This window comes from Albimonas marina (assembly GCF_029223255.1).
Classification (GTDB): Bacteria; Pseudomonadota; Alphaproteobacteria; order Rhodobacterales; family Rhodobacteraceae; genus Albimonas.
Genome location: NZ_JARHUC010000001.1, coordinates 837,261 through 856,469 on the forward strand (window position 1 = coordinate 837,261; position 19,209 = coordinate 856,469).

Here is a 19,209-nt window from a genome sequence, read left to right on the forward strand (position 1 = left end):
GTTTCGGTTCAGGGGGCATTCATTAGTGGGGCGGAAATGCGGCGCGCGGGCCGGGGCAGGCCGCGTCAGCGCGGCATCAGCTCCCCGGGCGGGTCGAAGCGGACGTCGCCCATCTCGGCGTCGTAGCGCTCGATCGCCAGCGCGGTGACGTCGAGCGAGGGGTCGGCGGCGGCGAGCGCGCTGGCGTCCAGCAGGACCAGGGCGCCGGTCTCCCGGCGCAGGGCCTCGAGCACGCGGGGCAGGGCCGAGGCGAGGGCCTGGCGGGCCTCCTGCGTGAACTTCTGGAACAGGGCGCGACGCTCCTGCCCGGCGGCGCGCTCGGCCTTCACCTTGCGGTCGAACTCGCGGGCGCGGGCGTCGAACTGCTCGGGCGGAAGCGTGGGCTTCAGGCGGGTGAGCTCCTGCTCCTCGACCTGCAGCTCGGTCTTCACGCGCTCGAGCTCGGCGGTGACGCGCTCCAGCGTCTCGCGCTCGGTCTCCTGCAGGGCGCGGGCGGCGGCGGAGTTCTCGAGCACGGCCTGCCGGTTGACGATCAGGATCGGGCTGCGCGGAACCGCCGGGCGCGCCTGTCGCAGGGGCCCGGCGGCCGGCGGGGCGACCGGCGCAGGCGTCGTCTGGGAGGGAGAGGTCGGCGAGGGCGCCGTCTGGGCGGGCGCCCCGGGCGTGAAGCTGGGGGCGGGCGCGACGGGCGGCGCCGGGGCCTCGCCCTGCGCGGGGGCGGCGCCGTCTTCGGGCTGCTGCGCCCCGGCGGGGGCGCAGACCAGCATGAGCGCCGCGCCCGCCCGGGCGAGGGCGGCGGCCGCGCGCCGCGATGCCGGGCGCGCGGACACGATCAGAACCGCGTGCCGACCGTGAAGCGGAAGAACTCGCGGTTGTCGCTGTCCTCGTAGGCCAGCGGGTAGGCGAAGTTGAAGCGCAGCGGACCGAAGGCGCTGTCGACGTAGAGCGCCGCGCCCACCGCCGCGCGCAGCGACAGCGAGTCGTCGATGGTCACCGGCGGGCGGGAGCCGCGGTCCTTGTAGGTGGTCTGGTCCAGACCCCACAGGGTGCCGACGTCGGCGAAGACGCCGCCGTACATCCCGAACTCCTCCGGCAGGCCCAGCGGGAAGCTGAGGTCCGAGCGCACGACCGCGTAGTAGTTGCCGCCCAGCGCGTCGTCGCGGGTGTAGTTGAAGCGCTTGATCGGCTTCTGCGGCTTGCCCGTGGCCGGGTCGATGCGCACGAAGGAGGTGGTCGAGTCGTCCCGCGGGCCGATGCCGGCGGTGCCGAAGCCGCGGAAGCGGTCGCCGCCCAGGAAGAAGCGGTCGGTCACGCGGACGTCGCCGTTGGCCGAGAAGATCGCGCCGGCCTCGGCCTCGATCGAGGCGATGACCTCGTCGTCGAAGAAGCCGGTGTAGGCCTTCGCCCGGGCGACGGAGCGGCTGAACACGGTCGAGCCGCCCATCGCGGTCACGTCCTCGCTCAGCTCGACCACGTAGCCCGACGACGGCTCCACCGGGTCGTTGCGCTTGTCCAGCGTCCAGGTGGCGCCGACGCCCATGTAGAACTCGTCGCCCTCGTCCGCCTTGATCGCGGGGGAGGCGTAGCGCAGCACGTCGCGGATCTCGTCCTGCGACAGGCGGAGGCGGGTCTGCAGCCGCTGATCCTCGCCCACCGGGAACTCCAGGTAGGGCAGGAACTGGAGGCGCGTCTCCTTGTACGACGAATAGTCGGTGCGGTCGTCGCGCAGCCAGCCCACGTCGAAGCCGCCGGTCAGGTCGCGGTCGAGCAGGCGCGGCTCCTCGAACAGCAGGCGGGCCTGCTGGGTGTCGCCCGAGATCGACAGCGAGGCGGAGACGAACTGCCCGCGGCCCAGGAAGTTGCGCTCGGAGACGGTGAGGTCGCCGATCGGGCCGTCGGCCGAGGAGAAGCCCACGCCGAAGGAGATCGAGCCGGTCAGCCGCTCCTCGACCTCGGTCTTGATCACGGCGCGGTCGTCGGCGGAGCCGCGCTCGGCGCGCACGTTCACCGTCTCGAAGAAGCCCAGGTCGCGCAGGCGGGCGCGGGCCTGCTGGATCTCCTGCGCGTTGTAGGCGTCGCCCTCGGCCATGTTGAACTCGCGCCGGATGACGCGGTCGAGGGTGCGGGTGTTGCCCTCGATGTCGATGCGCTCGACGTAGACGCGCGGGCCCTCGGCCACCTCGAGCGTCACGCCGATCACCCGGTTCTCGACGTCCTTGTCCGCGCGCGGGCGCACGTCGACGAAGGCGTAGCCCTGCTGGCCGAGCTGGAAGATCAGGTTGTCGATCGCCTTGTCGACGTCGGAGATCGAGTAGGTCTCCCCCGGCTCCATCGGGAAGATCTCGGTGAAGCTCTCGGGGTCGACGCCGGGGATGCGGACGTCGAGGCCGAGGTCGCCGAAGGTGTACTGCTCGCCTTCAGACACGGTGAAGGTGATCAGGAAGTCCTCGCGGTCGGCCGCGAGCTCGGCGGTGGCCGAGAGCACCTCGAAGTCCGCGTAGCCGTGATCGAGGTAGTACCGGCGCAGCAGCTCCTTGTCGTACTCCATCCGGTCGGGATCGTAGGTGCCGGTGGAGAAGATCCACGCCAGCAGGCCGTTCTCGCGGGTCTGGATGGCGCCGCGCAGGCGGCTGTCGGAGAAGGCCTGGTTGCCCACGAAGTCGATCGAGCGGATGCCGGTGGGCTCGCCCTCGTCGATCTCGAACACCAGGTCCACGCGGTTGTTGTCGCGCTCGATGATCACCGGCTCGACGGTGGCGCCGTAGCGCCCGGCGCGGCGGTAGAGGTCGAGCAGGGTCTGCGCGTCGCGGTCGGCGGTGGCCTTGGAGAAGGCCGCGCGCGAGGCCGAGACGACCGAGCCCATCAGCACGTCGTCCTCGAGCTCGTCGTTGCCCTCGAAGGTGACGAGGTTGATGTAGGGCGCCTCGCGCACCTGCACGAGCAGGCCGTCGGCCAGCGGCGAGATGGTGACGTCCTGGAACAGGCCGGTGTCGAGCAGGCGGCGCAGGGATTCGTTGATCTGCGCGGCGGTGGCGGGCTCGCCCTCCTGCACGGTCATGTAGGCCTTGATGGTCGCGTCGTCGACGCGCTGCGCCCCCTCGACCAGGATCTGGTTCACGCGGGGCACCACGGCGGCGTCCTGGGCCGCGGCGGGGGCGGCCATGGACAGGAGGGCCGCGGTCGAGACCGTCGCGGTCAGCGCGCCGACCGGCAGCGCGGCCGCCAGCGTGGCGGCGATCGCCGGGGCCCGGAGCCTCCGTCCCGCGTCGCCAGGACGTCCAGACGTGGTCCGTCCGCCGCGCCGCGCCGTCGTGCTCCGCTGTGCCGCCATGTCGATGCTCTCCGCCTCGTTCCGGCCCGGCCGGTCCGTTGGGGTGGACGGGTCCGGGTCGCTCCCCTTTAGATCGGATTCGAGGGCGGGGTCAAAGGCGTCGCTGCGGCGCATCGTGCGGCCGCGACGTCGCCGCCGCCCGTCGTCGCGCGCAAGCCCCGGCGGGCGCCGCCTGTCGGAGACGGGCCCCGCGGTGCGGGCGGCCTTGCAGGGTTGCGCGCAGGCCCGGCGGTCAGAGGCCGCGCGCGTGCAGGAAATCGTCGATCGCCTGCCAGACGGGGGCGCCGACGGGACCGTCGGGATCCTCCATCAACGTCTCGTGACGACCTTGCCGGATCTCGGCCAGCGTCGCCTCGCCGCGCGAGCGGGCGGCATGGGCGCGGATCGGTTCGGGGTCGACCACCGCCTCGTCCGAGCCCAGCAGCAGCAGGCGCGGCACGCCGGCGGGGTCGGCGCGCGACAGGGCCGCGGTCTCGGCGAAGGCGGCGTCGACCCAGCCGAAGGTCGGCGAGGCGAGCGTGAGCTCGCGGTGCGCCTTCGCCTGGGCGACGAAGCGGTCCCAGTGACGCTCGTCGGTGGTCAGGACGTTGTTTCTGAAAGGTTCGTCGAGGACGTAGGTCGAGTCCGCGGGCCCGGGCCGGGCGGCGCGCCGGGCGAAGCCCAGCCGGGCCGCGAGCCGGGCGAGCGGGCGGGCGAAGAGCGCGGCGCCCCCGAGGCTGAGGCCCCACATCGGCGCCGAGAAGATCGCCGCCGCGGGCGCGTGCTCGCCCGTCAGCGCCCCGTCATGGATCGCGCGCAGGCCGATGCAGCCGCCCATCGAATGGCACAGCAGCACGCGCGGGCCGGGATGGGCCGCGACCTCGGGCCAGCCCAGCAGGGCGCGGACGTCGGCCTGGAACTCGGCGAAGCGCCCGACATGGCCCAGCCGGGGCACGGCGCGGTCCGACAGGCCCTGGCCGCGCCAGTCCAGCGAGGCGACGGCGAAGCCGCGGGCGCGCAGCCGCGCCACCACGCCCGCGTATTTCTCGAGATACTCGGTGCGCCCCGGGAACAGCAGGACGAGGCCGCGGTCCGCGCCGTCGTCGCCGGGCGCGCGCCACAGCGCGGCGCGCAGCCGGGGCGCGCCGCCGGGGCCGCGCGGCGCGCGCAGCCAGACGCAGGCGTCGGGCGCGGGAGGGCCCGCGGCGTCCGCGAACCAGGGCGCCGCGCCCTCGACCTGCGTGGTCCCCGCGCCGTCCTGCGCGCTGCGGCCCATGGCTCAGGCCAGCAGCGAGCTGAGCGCCATCGCCTTCGACATGTCGCCGTCCACCTTCAGGCGGCCGGACATGAAGGCCGAGGTCGGGCTCAGGTCGCCCGAGACCAGGCCGCGGAAGGTGTCCTCGTCGGCCGAGATCACGCAGTCGGCGTCGGAGTCGTCCTGGGTGACCTCGTCGCCCTCGACCCGCAGGGCGCCCACGCCCTCGATGTCGAACTTGACCGAGCCGTCGATGGACTGGCCGTTGAGGCGGCTCTTCAGCTCCTCGGCGGCGGCGGAGATGGTTTCGCTCATCTGGTTTCCCCCTTCGGGTGGTGGCTGAGGTCGTGTTTCGACCGCCGCGCGATCACATCGCGGCGAGGATGGCTCGTTTCGGAGCGTCTGCGCCCCGCCCGCGCTTCGCATTTCGCACGGAGAGCGCTAAAGTGTCATGCATGACGCGAAGGTCAAACCGTTCCCTTGCGGCCCCTCGCGCGATGGCCTCGGCCCTCGCGATGGGCGCCGTCGCGTCCGCAGGCCTGTGGGCGCTGACGGACGTCTCGCCCGCGCACGCGCAGACGATGCAGGACGTGCTGCCGGCGCCCGGCGCCCGGCCCGCGCCCGAACAGCGGCCCGAATCGCCCCCCGCCGACGCCTCGGCGTCCGAGGCGCCGGCGCCCGATCTCTCGACCGAAGCGGGGCGGGCCGCGCGGCTCGACCAGCTCTTCGCCGACCTGCCGCTGGTGGACGACGTGCAGGCCGAGAAGATGGAGGCCGAGATCCAGCGCCTGTGGGCGCGCTCGGGCTCCGACACCATGGACCTTATCCTGACCCGCGGGCGCATCGCGCTGGAGCGGGACGAGGTGGTGAAGGCCCTGCACCATTTCACCGCCGTCACCGATCACGATCCGGAGTTCGCCGAGGGCTGGAACATGCGGGCGACCGCGTTCTTCATCCATGGCGACCTGGGCATGGCGCTCTCGGACATCGAACGCGTCCTGGCGCTGGAGCCGCGGCACTACGGCGCCCTGTCCGGCCTGGGCGTGATCCTCGAGCAGATCGGCCGCGAAGCCGACGCGCTGGCCGCGTTCCGGGAGGCGCAGCGCGTCAATCCGCATCTCGAGAACGTCGAAGAAGCGATCGAACGCCTTGCCCACAGGGTCGACGGACGCGATATCTGAGGCGTCGGCCCCAGCCCCCCGCCGGCCCCGATCCGCCCTCCCGTCCGGGCGCCGCGTCATGCACGCGGCTTGACGCGCGGCCCCCGCCGCGTCGAACTGGCCCGGATTGATCGCGAAACCGTCGCCGGCCCCGGCTTCATGGGGGCCGACGCGCCCCCGGAGACCCGACGCGTGCTCGACGCCTCCGCCCCGACCCAACGCACCGCCCACCCGCGCGACGGGACGGTGACCGCGGTTCTCGGCCCCACCAACACCGGCAAGACCCACTACGCGATCGAGCGGATGCTGGCGCATCGCACGGGCGTGATGGGCCTGCCGCTGCGCCTGCTGGCGCGCGAGGTCTACGACAAGATCGTGGCCCTGCGCGGCCCCTCGGTCGTGGCGCTGGTGACGGGCGAGGAGAAGATCGCCCCGCCCCGCGCCCAGTACTGGGTGTGCACGGTCGAGGCGATGCCGACCGAGATCGGCGCCGATTTCCTCGCCGTGGACGAGATCCAGCTCTGCGCCGACCCGGAGCGGGGCCATGTCTTCACCGACCGCCTGCTGAACGCCCGCGGCCTGCACGAGACGCTGTTCCTGGGCTCCGATTCCATGCGCGGCGCCATCGGGGCGCTGATCCCGCGGGCGAAGTTCCTGCGGCGGGAGCGGTTCTCGAAGCTCTCCTACACGGGCGGCAAGAAGCTGAGCCGGATGCCCTCGCGCTCGGCCGTGGTCAGCTTCTCGGTCGACTCGGTCTATGCGATCGCCGAGCTGATGCGCCGCCAGAAGGGGGGCGTGGCGGTGGTGATGGGCGCGCTGTCTCCGCGCACCCGCAACGCGCAGGTCGAGCTCTACCAGAACGGCGACGTCGAGCACCTGGTGGCGACCGACGCCATCGGCATGGGGCTGAACCTCGACGTCAACAACGTCTACTTCTCCTCCACCCGCAAGTTCGACGGCCGCGGCTTCCGCGAGCTGCGCCCCCACGAACTCGCCCAGATCGCCGGCCGGGCGGGGCGCTACAAGTCCGACGGAGCCTTCGGCGTGACCGGCGAGGCCGAGGCGCTGGACGCCGAGATCATCGAGGCGATCGAGGAGCATCGCTTCGCCCCCGTGCGTCGGCTGATGTGGCGCAACGCGCGCCTCGCCTTCGGCTCGGTCGACGCGCTGATCGGCAGCCTCGAGATGGCCCCGAACGAGCCCGGCCTGATGAAGGCGCGGGAGGCCGACGACCTCCAGACCCTCAAGGCGCTGGCCGAGGACGAGGAGATCCGCGCCATGGCCCGCGGCGGCCCGCAGGTGCGCCGGCTGTGGGAGGTCTGCCAGATCCCCGATTTCCGCAAGGTGTCGGAACGGGAGCACGCGGCGCTGGTGTCGCGGATTTACCGGTTCCTCCTGTCCGAGCGCGGCGTTATACCCTCCGACTGGATGGCGGGCCGGATCCGCATGGTGGACCGGACCGACGGGGACATCGACGCGCTGTCGAAGCGGCTCGCGTTCATCCGCACCTGGACCTATGTGGCGCAGAGGCGCGACTGGGTCGAGGCGCCGGAGGAATGGCGCGCCGCCGCGCGGGACGTCGAGGACCGGTTGTCCGACGCGCTGCACGCGGCGCTGACAAAACGATTCGTCGACCGCCGCACGTCCGTGCTGATGCGGCGGTTGAAGCAAAAGGAGAGGCTGGTGGCCGAGGTGAACGAACAGGGCGAGGTGACGGCGGAGGGCCATGTGCTGGGCCGTCTCGACGGCTTCCGGTTCACGCCCGACCCCTCGGCGGAGGGGGATGAGCTGAAGACCCTGCGCGCAGCCTCCACCCAGGCGCTGCAGGCCGAGTTCTCGCGCCGGGCGGACCGCTTCTACAACGCGCCCGACACCGAGATGGACGTGACCGAGCAGGGCGGCCTGATGTGGGGCGACCTGGCGGTCGGGCGTCTGGCCAAGGGCGCCGACCACCTGAGCCCCTCGGTGGTGCCCTTCGTGGACGAGATGGCCGGCGACGACGCGCGCCAGAAGGTCGAGCGTCGGCTGACCCACTGGATCAACCGCCGCGTCGCCGCGCTGTTCGAGCCGCTGGTGAAGATGCGCGACGACGAGACCATGCAGGGGCTGGCGCGCGGCGTCGCCTTCCAGCTGGTCGAGTCGCTGGGCGTGATCCCGCGCCCGCAGATCGCCAAGGACGTGAAGGAGCTGGACCAGGACGGCCGCGCCCTGCTGCGCAAGCACGGCGTGCGCTTCGGCCAGCACACGATCTTCATGCCCGCCCTGCTGAAGCCCGCGCCCACCCGCCTGCGGCTGGTGCTGTGGGGCCTGTGGGACGAGCTGGACGACATCCCTTCGCCGCCGCCCCCGGGGCTGGTGACGATCCCCGCGCAGCCGGCGCCGGCGGGCTTCTGGCCGCGGGCGGGCTACCGCCTGGCGGGCGAGCGGGCGATTCGCATCGACATGCTGGAGCGGCTGGCGGACATGATCCGCAACCAGGATCAGCGCGGCGGCTTCGAGGCGACGGCGGACATGCTGTCGATCACCGGCTGCACGCTGGAGCAGTTCGCCGACCTGATGCAGGGCCTGGGCTACAAGGCCGAGAAGGGCGAGCGGCCCAAGCCCGCCGCCGTGCCCGAGGCCAAGCCGGCCGCCGCGCCCGCGCCCGCCGAGGAAGCGGCCGCCCCGACCGACGCGCCTGCCGCCGACGCCGCGCCCGCGGCCGAGCCCGGCGACGCGCCCGTGGCCGGCGCCGCCTCCGCCGACGCCGCGCCCGAGACCGCGGCGGAGGCGCCCGAGGCGAGCGCCGAGGTCGCCCCGGCCGGGCCCCCCGCCGAGGCGGCTCCGGCCGCCGAGGCGCCTGCGGACGAACCCGCCGCCGAAACCGCCGAGGCCGCGCCCGAGCCGGCCGCCGCGGAGGCGCCGGCCGCGTCCGAACCGGCCGCCGCGGACGCGCCGTCGGAGGGCGAGGCGGACGCCGCCGAGGCCCCGGCCGACGGCGAGGCGGAGCTGCAGACCTACTACGTCTTCACCTGGGCCCCGCGTCCGCGCGGCGGCGGGCGCGGCCCGCGCCGTCAGGGCGGCGGCGAGCGCCAGGGCGACGGCGGCGGCCCGCGCCAGGCGCGCGGCGACGGCGAGCACAAGGGCGGCGGCCGCGGCAAGGGCGGCGGCGGCGGACGCGGCCGCGACGGGGACGACAAGCCCCGCGGCAAGGGTCCGAAGGGCAAGGGCAAGGGCGGCCCGCGCGAGGAGCGTCCGCGCGAGTTCTCCTCGAGCCCGCCGCGCGACCGCCGTCGCAACGAGGTCGATCCCGACAACCCGTTCGCCGCGCTGATGGCGCTGAAGAACCGGGACGGATGACGGCCGCCGCGGCGGAGGTCTCCGATGCGGACGGGGGCGGCGCGCCGTCCCCGTCCGGCGCCGGCTCGGCCGGCCTGCGGCTCGACAAGTGGCTGTGGCATGCGCGCTTCGTGAAGTCGCGCAGCCTGGCGGCGAAGCTGGTCTCCGAATCCGGGGTGCGGGTGAACGGGACCCGCGCGTCCAAGCCCGCCGCCGCGGTGCGCCCCGGCGACGTGCTGACCTTCGTGCTGGGCCGTCACGTCCGCGTGATCCGCATCCTCGACCTGGGAACCCGCCGCGGCCCCGCGCCGGAGGCGCAGGCGCTCTACGACGATCTCGATCCGCCGGCGGCGCGGGCGGCCGAGCCCGATCCCGACGTCCCCGCCCCCGCGGCGGAGCGCGAGCGCGGCGCAGGGCGGCCCACCAAGGCCGAACGGCGGGCGCTGGACCGGCTGCGCGACGGCGAGGGCTGAGCGCCCCGCACAAGCTTCCCGCGGGTCCTGTCGGGGCGGGAGTTCGACACCCCCGAAACGTTCAATCCGGCATTTCACCGGGACGCCTTGCACCGTCGGGAATCGCGGTCTAACAGGGGCGCGGACCGGACCGGAGAGAGACCGCCGATGACCTACGTCGTGACCGACAACTGCATCCGCTGCAAGTACACGGACTGCGTGGAGGTCTGCCCCGTGGATTGCTTCTACGAGGGCGAGAACATGCTCGTCATCCATCCGGACGAGTGCATCGACTGCGGCGTGTGCGAGCCTGAATGCCCGGCCGAGGCCATCAAGCCGGACACCGAGCCGGACATGGAGACCTGGGTCGAGTTCAACCGGAAATTCTCCGAGGCCTGGCCCAACATCACCACCCGGCGGGATCCGCCGGAGGACGCCGAGAAGTTCGACGGCGAGGGCGGCAAGCTGGAGAAATATTTCTCCGAAGCCCCCGGCGAGGGCGACTGAGCCCCGGGCCCCCTAAGGGGGCCCGCCAAGGTCGGAACGCAAGGCGGGATTGCGCGATTCTCAGGCGCCCATGATGTGATCGTGGGCGGCGCCTCTGGGAATCGGGCCTTTCTCGTGCTATATTACGTTCACAAACGACACGGGATCGTCCGCGCGTGCGCAGCCGCCCAGGGCTGCGGGCACTCAAGGCTTCAGCGTGACATAGGCCCCAGGCGCCGTTCCTCAAGGAACGGAGCGCAGGGTCTTCGTCGCCGCGGGGGCCCTGCGCGACGCCCAAGAACAAGGATGGCCAAGGCTGATGACCAAGACCGGCGCGAAGAAATCGGAGTTCCGGCCGAACGACTATGTCGTCTATCCCGCGCATGGCGTCGGGCGAATCCTGCGCATCGAAGAGCAGGAAGTCGCCGGCATGAAGCTGGAGCTGTTCGTCATCACGTTCGAAAAGGACAAGATGACGCTCCGGGTTCCCACCGCGAAGGCGAATTCGGTCGGCATGCGCTCCCTGTCCTCGCCGGACATCGTCGAGCAGGCGCTGAAGACGCTGAAGGGCCGCGCGCGGGTGAAGCGCGCCATGTGGTCCCGCCGCGCGCAGGAGTATGAGCAGAAGATCAACTCGGGCGATCTGATCTCGATCGCCGAGGTGGTCCGCGACCTGCACCGCGCCGAGGACCAGCCCGAGCAGTCCTATTCCGAGCGTCAGCTCTACGAGGCCGCGCTCGAGCGTCTGACCCGCGAGCTGGCCGCCGTCGAGCGCATCGACGAGGACGCCGCCGCGATGCGCGTCGACCAGATGCTGGTCGCCCGCGCCGCCTGACCTTCCGGCCTCGCCCGGAACTGAAAACGCCCCGCCGGGAGACCGGCGGGGCGTTTCGCGTTGGCGGGACGGGCGGGAGCGCCGCTCGCGCTCAGCGATCGTGCATCCCCTTGCCGGCGAGGATCCGCGGCGCGGCCGCCTCCAGCCGGCGCAGGCGCGTGGCCGACGCCTTCGCCCGCCCGATCTGCAACGCCCAGCCGCGGCGGCGGCCGGGGGTCAGCGCCTCCCATGCCGCCGCGAGGTCGGGGTCGGCGGCGAGGCGCTCGGCCAGTTCCTCGGGCAGGTCGAAGTCGTCGGGGGGGAGGTCGACGCGACGGCCGGCGCGCTCGTCGTCGATAGCCTGGCGGATCAGGGCGGCGAGCGCGTCGGCCTTCGCCTCGATCTCCGCGAGGCTGCGCAGCTTGACCACGCGGACCGAGCGGCTGGCCTCTCCGGGCGCCTCCAGCAAGCCCTGCGGGTCGTCCAGCAGCACGCCCTTGAAGAAGGAGAGGGTGCAGGCCTCCTTCAGGCCCCAGAGCGTGGCGACGTTGCGGCCCTGGGCCGTGTAGACGGGGCCGCGCCACTTGAAGACCTCGTCCAGCGGCTCGGCCAGGAGCAGCTGGCGCAGGGCCCGAAGCTCCGCCCGCCAGGGGCCTTCGGCGGAGAAGAAAGCTTCGATTCTGGGGTCGTCGGTCATGGCGGTCTCCCGTCGCCGGCTCAGCCCTCCAGCGCCTTCCGCTTCACCTCTCGGCGCATGATCTTGCCGGTGGCGGTCATCGGCAGCTCGTCCACCACATGCACCGCGCGGGGGGCGACGTGGGGGCTGATGCGCTCGCGCACGCGCAGGGTGAGGTCGGCGAGGAGGTCGGGGCCCGCGGTCTCGCCGGGCTTGAGGACCACGTAGGCGGTGACGGCCTCGGTTCGCACGGGGTCGGGCAGGCCGATGACGGCGGCCATGGCGACCTGCGGGTGGCCCGAGAGGCAGTCCTCGATCTCCGAGGGGCCGATGCGGTAGCCCGAGGAGGTGATCACGTCGTCGGTGCGCGAGGCGAAGAAGAAGAAGCCGTCGGGCTCGCGGCGCCCCTCGTCGCCGGTGCGCAGCCAGCGGGTCCCGTCCGGGCCGGTCACGAACTTCTCCGCGGTCTTCTCGGGGCGGTTCCAGTAGCCGAGGAAGGTCACCGGGTTGGGGACCTTCACCGCGATCTCGCCGACCTCGCCGTCGGGGAGCACGTTGCCCTCGGCGTCGATCACCGCCACGTCGTAGCCCGGCGTCGCCTGGCCGGTGGAGCCGGGGCGCGGGGGGAAGACGGAGGAACAGTTGCCCAGCACCAGGTTGCACTCGGTCTGGCCGTAGAACTCGTTGATCGTCAGGCCGAGGTTCTCGCGGCCCCATTCGAGGAGGCTCTCGCCCAGCGCCTCGCCGCCGGAGCCGACGGAGCGCAGGGAGAAGTCCCAGCGCTCCCGCGGCCGGTCCACCTGGCGCATCAGCTTCAGGGCCGTGGGCGGGAAGAAGGCGTTGCGCACGTTGTGGCGGGCCAGCAGGTCGAAGGCCCGCTCGGGGTCGAACTTGGGCATGCGGTGGGCCAGCACCGGCACGCCGTGGAAGAGCGAGGGCAGCATCGCGTCGCACAGGCCCCCCATCCAGGCCCAGTCTGCGGGCGTCCAGAAGGCGTCGCCGGCCTGGGGGAGGAAGTCGTGATGCGTCTCGAACCCCGGCAGGTGGCCCAGCAGCACGCGCTGGGCGTGCAGCGCGCCCTTGGGCGGCCCGGTGGTGCCGGAGGTGTAGCTGAGGAACGCCGGATCCTCGGTGGTGGTCTCGGCATCCGCGAACTGGTCGCGGCCCTTGGCCAGCTCCTGCCAGAAGCCCCAGGCGCCATGGGCGGGGCGGTCCACCGTCCAGATCGTCTGCAGGTCCCCGAGATCGTCGCGAATGGCCAGGATCTTGGGCAGGTTGGCGGCGTCGGTGACGATGTGGCTCGCGCCCGAGTCGGCCAGGCGGAAGCGCAGGCCGTCCTCGCCGAACAGCGTGAACAGCGGCACCACCACCGCCCCGATCCGGTAGCAGGCGAGATGCGTGAGCAGCGCCTCCTGCGTCTGGGGCAGCAGCAGGCCGCAGCGGTCGCCGCGCTTCAGGCCGCGGGCGACGAAGGCGTTCGCCAGGCGCGCCGAGGCGCGCTCCAGCTCGGCATAGGTCCACTCCCGCCAGTCGCCGTCGTCGCGCAGGATGCGAAGGCCGACGCGGTCCGGCGCGGCCTTCGCCCATTTGCCGACGGTGGCGGCGTGGATGTTGAAGCGGGCCTCCGGCCGCACCGCCTCGTCCGGCCAGCGGAAGGCCGCGCGGATCGCCCGCCAGTCGGCCCCGCGCTCGACCAGGCCGACGCCCGGCGCCGGAAGGCCCGCCACCGTCCCGCCCCTCAGGCGGCCGGCGCGGTGGCCTTGAAGGCCTCCACGTCCGCCGCCATGGCCGAGAGCGCCGCGAGGCGGGGGAACTTGCCCTCCACCAGGTAGGGGTTGGTCGCCATGATGAAGTCATGGGCGATGACGAAGGTCACGTCGGCGGCGTTGGGCCGCTCGCCGCCCAGCCAGCCCTCGGCCGGGGCCTTCGACTCCAGCACCGCCAGGGCGGCGGTGATCTGGCCTTCCAGACGCTCGATCCACTCTCCCCAGTGCAGCTCCTTCGGGCGGCGGTTCTTGTCGTAGACGAGGCTCACGCCCTTCTCGACGGCCGAGTTCGCGTAGGCGACGCCCTGCAGGACCTCGCGCCGCGCGGGGCCGGTGGCGGGGACCAGGCGAAGGCCGTCGGGCGCGGTGTCGTCCAGCCAGTCGGTGATCGCCGAGGTCTCGATCAGCACCTCGCCGCCGTCGATCACCAGCGCGGGGACGCGGCCCAGCGGGTTGACCTTCTTCAGCTCCTCGAAGTCGGGGCCGTTCACCATCAGGGGGCGGCTCTCGTACGCGCGGCCCTGCAGCCGGCACCAGATCGCCACGCGGCGCGCGAAGGGCGAAAGCATCCGCCCGTAGAGAATCAGCGACATTCGAAGCCTCCCGTTTCGGTCGCGGGACCATTGCGCCGCACAACGACGACCGCAAGGGCGATGCGGCGGGGGCGGCCGGGGCGGACGCTGACGCGGCGGAGGGACTCGCGCGTCGCGGGGCGCCATGCTTCCCTGAAGGGAAACCGGGGGGAGGACCCCGGAAGGAGGATCCGATGAGCATCGCCCCGCGCACCCATCTGGCCACCCACGAGGTGTTCAACCAGCCCCTCCCCCGCGAGCGTCTGGACCTGTGGGGCGCCGACGCCCCCCTGCGGGCCGCGGTCGCCGAAGCCGCGCCGGAGGACGCCGCGGCCCTGGCGGCCTTCGCGGCCGAGATCGGCTCGCCCGAGGCGCTGGACGACGCCGAGCGCGCCCAGCGGGTGAAGCCGGAGCTCGCGATCTTCGACCGCGGCGGCCGGCGCCTGGACGAGGTGCGCTTCCATCCCGGCTATCACGCGATGATGACCCGCGGCGCCGAGGCCGGCTACGCCGCCCGCGCCTGGGACGGGCGGCCGGGGGGCCACGCCGCCCACGCCGCCATGGTCTACCTGCTGAGCCAGGTGGAGCCCGGCGTCTGCTGTCCCCTGACCATGACCTACGCGGCCGTGCCGGCGCTCGAGGCGGGCTCCCCCGCGCTCGCCGCGACCTGGGGGGCGAGGGCGAAGGTGGCGGCCTACGACGGGCGCTCGATGCCCGGGCTCGACAAGGCGGCCGTCACCATCGGCATGGCGATGACCGAGAAGCAGGGCGGCTCGGACGTGCGGGCGAACACCACCCGAGCCGTTCCTGAAGGGGAGGCGTTCCGGCTCTGGGGACACAAGTGGTTCTGCTCCGCCCCGATGTCCGACGCCTTCCTGACGCTCGCCTACCTGCCCGAGGACGCGGGCGGCGGCCTGACCTGCTTCCTGGTCCCGCGCTGGACCCCGGAGGGGGAGCGCAACCCGATCCAGCTCCAGCGCCTGAAGGACAAGCTGGGCAACCACGCCAACGCCTCCTCCGAGATCGAGTATCACGGCGCCTGGGCCCAGATCGTGGGCGAGCCCGGGCGCGGCGTGAACGCGATCATCGAGATGGTGCATCACACCCGGCTGGACGCGGCGACCGCCCCGGTGGGCTTCATGCGCCGGGCGCTGGACGAGGCCGCGTGGTGGGCGCGCGGGCGCACCGCCTTCCAGCGCCGCCTCGCCGACCAGCCGCTGATGGAGGCGGTGCTGGGCGACCTGGCGCTGGACTGGATCGGGTCTCTGGCGCTGGTGATGCGGGTGGCGCGGGCCTTCGACGGGACCTCGGCCCAGGACCGCGCCTTCGCCCGCATCGCGGTCGCCATCGCCAAGTACTGGACCAACAAGCGCTGCGTGGGCGTGGTCTACGAGGCGATGGAGGCGATGGGCGGCGTCGGCTACGTCGAGGAGGCGCCCTTGGCGATGCTCTATCGCGAGGCGCCGCTGAACTCGATCTGGGAGGGGTCGGGCAACGTCATCTGCCTCGACGTCCTGCGCACCCTGGGCCGGGCGCCGGAGGCGGCGCAGGCGCTGACCGCGGAGCTCTCGGCCCGCCGGGGGGAGGATGCGCGCTACGACGCGGCGCTGGCCGCCGCGGCCGCGGGGCTCGAGAAGCCGTCGGAGGGGCAGGCGCGGTGGCTGGTGGAGCGGCTGGCGCTGCTGCTCCAGGCCTCCGAGCTGATGCGCACGGGCGATCCGGCGGCGGAGCCGTTCCTGGCCACCCGCCTCGCCGGCGACTGGGGCCGCACGGCCGGAACCCTGCCCGAGGGGACGGACGCCGGAGCGCTCGCCGCGCGGATCTGACCGGGCGCCCCGGGGCGGGGCGAAGGCCGGGCGAGACGGCGGGGACGGCGGCGGCGATCCGGTCCGCCGCCGCTCCATGCATCCGAATATGTCTGATCTGACAGGGGCTTGCCGCGTTCCACTTGGCGCCGCCGCCTCCCGTGGCGCGAAACGAAAATGGCAGGGATTGCGGCGGCCCGCTTCGGCTCCGTCAGGGAAACCCGCGTGCCGACTGGTGGAATCGGTTTCGGCAGGCGCGCCCGCCGATCGTGGCAATTGCGGCGAAACGGTTATCATTTGTTGGACGGCGTGGACCGTCGCGCCGACCGCTCCAACCTCCCCTTCACGACACGACGACGACGGCCGCTCGCCGCCCTGGGATGGGGCGAAGACTGGGGCGCGATCCGTCGGCTTATACGGAGGAGAACCGACTATGATGCGGCTCGTCACGACCACCGCCCTGGCCCTCGCCCTGACCGCCCCCGGTTACGCCGTGCTGGCCCAGGAGACCAAGACCGACGCCAAGGCCGAGGCCGGCGCCAAGACCGGCGTGTACATCGCCAAGGCCGAGAAGGGCGACGTCTTCGGGACCGACTTCATCGGCAAGGACATCTACGTGAAGGAGGCCAAGTCGGCCGACGCCGGGATGGCCGCCGACGAGAAGGAGGAGGTCGCCGAGGCCAAGTCCGAGGGCGCCGAGGAAGTCGCCGACGCGAAGCAGGAGGCCTCGGAGGAGGTCGCCGACGCGAAGGACGAGAGCGCCGAGGAGATGGCCGAGGCCAAGAAGGAAGGCTCCGAGGAGGTCGCCGACGCCAAGCAGGAGGCGTCCGAGGAGGTCGCCGAGGCGAAGCAGGAGCGCGCCGAGGAGATGGCCGAGGCCAACGAGCCCGAGTGGGACTCGATCGGCGAGGTCTCGGACGTGATCATGACCCGCGACGGCGACGTGAAGGCCGTTCTGGTCGACGTGGGCGGCTTCCTGGGCCTGGGCGCCAAGACCGTGGCCATCACCATGGAAGAGCTGGCCTGGCAGACCGAGGAAGGCGACGACGAGCCGTTCCTGGTGCTGAAGACCGACCGCGCCGCCCTCGAGAACGCGCCTGAGTTCCAGCGCAACCCCGACGCCGACGAGGACATGCGCCGGACCGACGCCGCGACCACCGGCACGATGGCCGCCACGACCCCGCCGGCCGCCGAGCTGAAGGGCGAGGCCAAGGAGATGAAGGCCGAGGCGAAGGACGAGATGTCCGAGGCCCGCGCCGAGACCAAGGCCGCGATGAACGACGCCGCCCAGGGCGCCGAGGAGCTGAAGAACGACGCCGCCCAGGCCGCCGAGACCGCCGGCGACAAGATCGAGAACGCCGCCGAGGCGACCGGCGAGGCGATCGACGAGGCCGCCACCGAGACCGCGCAGGCCGTGGACGAGGCGACCGACGAGATGGCCGCCGAGGTCGACGAGGCCCAGACCGAGGTCAAGCAGGAGACCGCCGCCGCCCCCGCGGGCGACGCCGGCCGCCTGACCAAGATGGACGCCGCCGGCTACCAGCAGGTCGAGGCCGACGTTCTGACCGCCGAGTCCGTCGAGGGCGCCACGGTCTATGACATGGGCAACGACGACATCGGCGAGGTGGTCGACCTGGTGCTGAGCGCCGACGGCAAGGTCGAGGAGGCGATCATCGACGTGGGCGGCTTCCTGGGCCTGGGCGAGCATCGCGTGGCGGTGAGCATGGGCGACCTGAAGTTCATGCGCGCCGACGCCGACGCCGACGACGTGCGGGTCTACGTGGCCAGCACCAAGGAGGAGCTGGAGGCCATGCCCGAGGTCGACATCGACGGCTGACCCGCCGCATCGACCCGATCCCCGAACGGAAGGGGCCGCCGAAAGGCGGCCCCTTTCTTCTTGCGCGCGCCCGGCCTTCGGCGCCGGACCGCCTCTCTTCGCGCTCGCCCGTCTCGCCGCCGCCCCCGCTGCATGATGCAGACCAGCCTCAGGCGGCCGCTGCGCTACGATTCCCTTGGCGACCATGGAGCCGAACCAGCTGCGCGAGTGCCGCGGTCAGCATCGCGGCGAGGGCCAGCGACGCCAGCAAGTTCGCTCCCCGAACTGTGGCGCCGTCGCCGAAGAGAACGTCGGCGACGATGTTCGGTCTGATCAACACGAAGCCCGAGATCAACAATCCGGACGCAATCAAGATCGACCCTGCGCCTTGAAACTGGCGACGCTCGCCGATGGATCTCCAAGTCGTCATGGCTGACGCAGCGATGACCAGGACGAGCGGCCAGGCGACCAGATCGTATGCGTGCAGCGGCGTCACGCCCAACGCGATGGCGATCGTGGCGGCCCCCAACGCCTGCCCCGAGGCAGTGCGATCGGCTCCGCCCTGATCGGCCTGACGGATGCTCCAGGCGCAGATCGCGGCGAGCGCCATGGCCACGAACGGCAGCGACAGCAACTGCATCTGCGGGTTCTCGACGCCGAGGCGCGCGGCCAGATGAATCGCGCCGGTCATGTCTCGCGGGTTGTTCGTCGCATGCTCGCCATATCGCGATGCGCCATCCAGGAATCCCTCGATGGTCTCGATCGGGCCGGAGGCGATCAGGGCGGGGGCCGCGAGCGCGAAAGCGAGCGCTCCCGCCGCCATCAGGCAGCGGCGCCATTCAGGCAGGACGACTGCGACGGCAAGGAACGGCAGCGCGAAATTCGCCTTGAGCGTGAGGAGGACCAGCGCCGCGATCATCATCCAGCGCGCGCCGCTGACGAGCGCGAGGGCGAAGAGGCCCGCGCCCAAGGCCAACGGCATGGCGAACTGTCCCATGTACAGGCAACTGGACGCCGAGTGCGAGGTCGCGAAGCAGAACGCCGCCGCGGGCGCCAGCGCGCCGCCCCAGGCGCCTTTGACGCTCAACATCAGCTTCGCGCAGACCCACATTCCTGCCAGTCCGGCGATCATCGAGATCAAACCCCAGACGACCGGCGCCGTCCCATGGTCGAACTCAGCGAGGAATCGAGCGACCGGCCAGAAATGTGGACTATAGCTCCAGACGAATATGGTCGGCGTTCCCGGCATCTGGGCGATGCCGAAGGTGCTCAGAGCGTCATGATCGTAGGGGTTCAGGCCATCTCGCCACATCTGGCCGGCGAGCCAGATATACCGCGTGTCGATCGGCATCGCCTCGAAGGCGCGAGGCGCGAGGATCGCCTTGTTGAACATGGCCAGGGCGCCGAGCACCAGAGCCGATGCAAGGCAGATCTTGCTCGCCGCACTCCGCCCGTGGTCGCGGACGGCTTGCGGATGGTCCTGCGTCGCTCGCGCCCGGGGGCCTGCTGGAGTTGGACGACGAGCAGGCGTGGGCATGGCGACGACCTTCCGCTCCGTTCCTCGACCTTGGTCGATACAACGTGGACGATGCCGTCCCATAGACGCATGAAGGTATCGTGATGCATCGCTTCCAGCAAGCGGAAGCGGACCCTGAACCGCTCCGGGTCTGCCGGAGGCTCCCACTCCTGAGTAGGATGGAGCCCCATGAGCAAGACGACGAACAAGTTCTCCCCTGAGGTCCGCGATCGCGCGGTTCGCTTGGTGCTGGACAGCGAAGC

The 19,209-nt window shown here is 72.3% G+C and carries 15 protein-coding genes; 7 read left to right on the top strand and 8 right to left on the bottom strand.

The window, feature by feature from the left end; all coding sequences use genetic code 11:
* Window positions 1–65: 65 nt before the first annotated feature.
* The 4 genes from P2H44_RS03700 to P2H44_RS03715 all read right to left on the bottom strand — a co-directional run bounded on the left by P2H44_RS03700 (window position 66) and on the right by P2H44_RS03715 (window position 4,880).
* Window positions 66–767 carry an OmpH family outer membrane protein gene (locus P2H44_RS03700; protein WP_275762064.1) on the bottom strand — a complete coding sequence of 234 codons (702 nt, stop codon included), beginning with the start codon at window positions 765–767 and terminating at the stop codon, window positions 66–68.
* Window positions 768–832: 65 nt separating this feature from the next.
* Window positions 833–3,331 (bottom strand): outer membrane protein assembly factor BamA, encoded by a 2,499-nt coding sequence (gene bamA / locus P2H44_RS03705; RefSeq protein ID WP_275762065.1) that lies wholly within the window; start codon window positions 3,329–3,331, stop codon window positions 833–835.
* Between the two features lie 232 nt (window positions 3,332–3,563).
* Window positions 3,564–4,586, bottom strand: coding sequence for an alpha/beta fold hydrolase (locus tag P2H44_RS03710; protein ID WP_275762066.1), 1,023 nt, complete (start codon window positions 4,584–4,586; stop codon window positions 3,564–3,566).
* Window positions 4,587–4,589: 3 nt separating this feature from the next.
* Window positions 4,590–4,880 (bottom strand): SCP2 sterol-binding domain-containing protein, encoded by a 291-nt coding sequence (locus P2H44_RS03715; protein WP_275762067.1) that lies wholly within the window; start codon window positions 4,878–4,880, stop codon window positions 4,590–4,592.
* Between the two features lie 182 nt (window positions 4,881–5,062).
* Here P2H44_RS03715 and P2H44_RS03720 point away from each other — a divergent pair, with 182 nt between their 5' ends.
* From P2H44_RS03720 to P2H44_RS03740, 5 genes are all read left to right on the top strand, one after another.
* Entirely contained in the window at window positions 5,063–5,746 is a 684-nt protein-coding gene (locus P2H44_RS03720) for a tetratricopeptide repeat protein (protein WP_275762068.1), read from the top strand.
* A gap of 171 nt (window positions 5,747–5,917) precedes the next feature.
* Window positions 5,918–9,064 carry a helicase-related protein gene (locus P2H44_RS03725; RefSeq protein WP_275762069.1) on the top strand — a complete coding sequence of 1,049 codons (3,147 nt, stop codon included), beginning with the start codon at window positions 5,918–5,920 and terminating at the stop codon, window positions 9,062–9,064.
* Window positions 9,061–9,516, top strand: coding sequence for an RNA-binding S4 domain-containing protein (locus P2H44_RS03730; protein WP_275762070.1), 456 nt, complete (start codon window positions 9,061–9,063; stop codon window positions 9,514–9,516). Before P2H44_RS03725 ends, P2H44_RS03730 begins: the two co-directional genes overlap by 4 nt.
* A gap of 147 nt (window positions 9,517–9,663) precedes the next feature.
* Complete coding sequence (fdxA, locus tag P2H44_RS03735; RefSeq protein WP_275762071.1) at window positions 9,664–10,002, top strand: ferredoxin FdxA; 339 nt, start codon at window positions 9,664–9,666, stop codon at window positions 10,000–10,002.
* Between the two features lie 298 nt (window positions 10,003–10,300).
* Complete coding sequence (locus P2H44_RS03740; RefSeq protein WP_092861164.1) at window positions 10,301–10,816, top strand: CarD family transcriptional regulator; 516 nt, start codon at window positions 10,301–10,303, stop codon at window positions 10,814–10,816.
* Window positions 10,817–10,907: 91 nt separating this feature from the next.
* Here the strand turns inward: P2H44_RS03740 and P2H44_RS03745 are convergent, their stop codons facing one another.
* The 3 genes from P2H44_RS03745 to P2H44_RS03755 are packed head-to-tail and all read right to left on the bottom strand — an operon-like array spanning window position 10,908 to window position 13,830.
* A complete protein-coding gene (locus P2H44_RS03745) occupies window positions 10,908–11,492 on the bottom strand; it encodes a YdeI/OmpD-associated family protein (protein ID WP_275762072.1) in 585 nt (194 codons plus the stop codon).
* Window positions 11,493–11,512: 20 nt separating this feature from the next.
* A complete protein-coding gene (locus tag P2H44_RS03750; RefSeq protein ID WP_275762073.1) occupies window positions 11,513–13,198 on the bottom strand; it encodes an AMP-binding protein in 1,686 nt (561 codons plus the stop codon).
* An 11-nt stretch (window positions 13,199–13,209) separates the two neighbouring features.
* Window positions 13,210–13,830 (bottom strand): glutathione S-transferase family protein, encoded by a 621-nt coding sequence (locus P2H44_RS03755; protein ID WP_275762074.1) that lies wholly within the window; start codon window positions 13,828–13,830, stop codon window positions 13,210–13,212.
* Between the two features lie 173 nt (window positions 13,831–14,003).
* On the opposite strand from P2H44_RS03755, the gene P2H44_RS03760 reads away from it, so the two are divergent.
* Both P2H44_RS03760 and P2H44_RS03765 read left to right on the top strand, forming a co-directional pair.
* Entirely contained in the window at window positions 14,004–15,635 is a 1,632-nt protein-coding gene (locus tag P2H44_RS03760) for an acyl-CoA dehydrogenase family protein (protein WP_275762075.1), read from the top strand.
* Between the two features lie 412 nt (window positions 15,636–16,047).
* A complete protein-coding gene (locus P2H44_RS03765) occupies window positions 16,048–17,451 on the top strand; it encodes a PRC-barrel domain-containing protein (RefSeq protein WP_275762076.1) in 1,404 nt (467 codons plus the stop codon).
* A 148-nt stretch (window positions 17,452–17,599) separates the two neighbouring features.
* Here P2H44_RS03765 and P2H44_RS03770 read toward each other — a convergent pair whose 3' ends face one another.
* Window positions 17,600–18,823, bottom strand: a complete 1,224-nt coding sequence (locus P2H44_RS03770) for a glycosyltransferase 87 family protein (RefSeq protein WP_275762077.1) — start codon at window positions 18,821–18,823, stop codon at window positions 17,600–17,602.
* Window positions 18,824–19,209 lie beyond the last annotated feature (386 nt).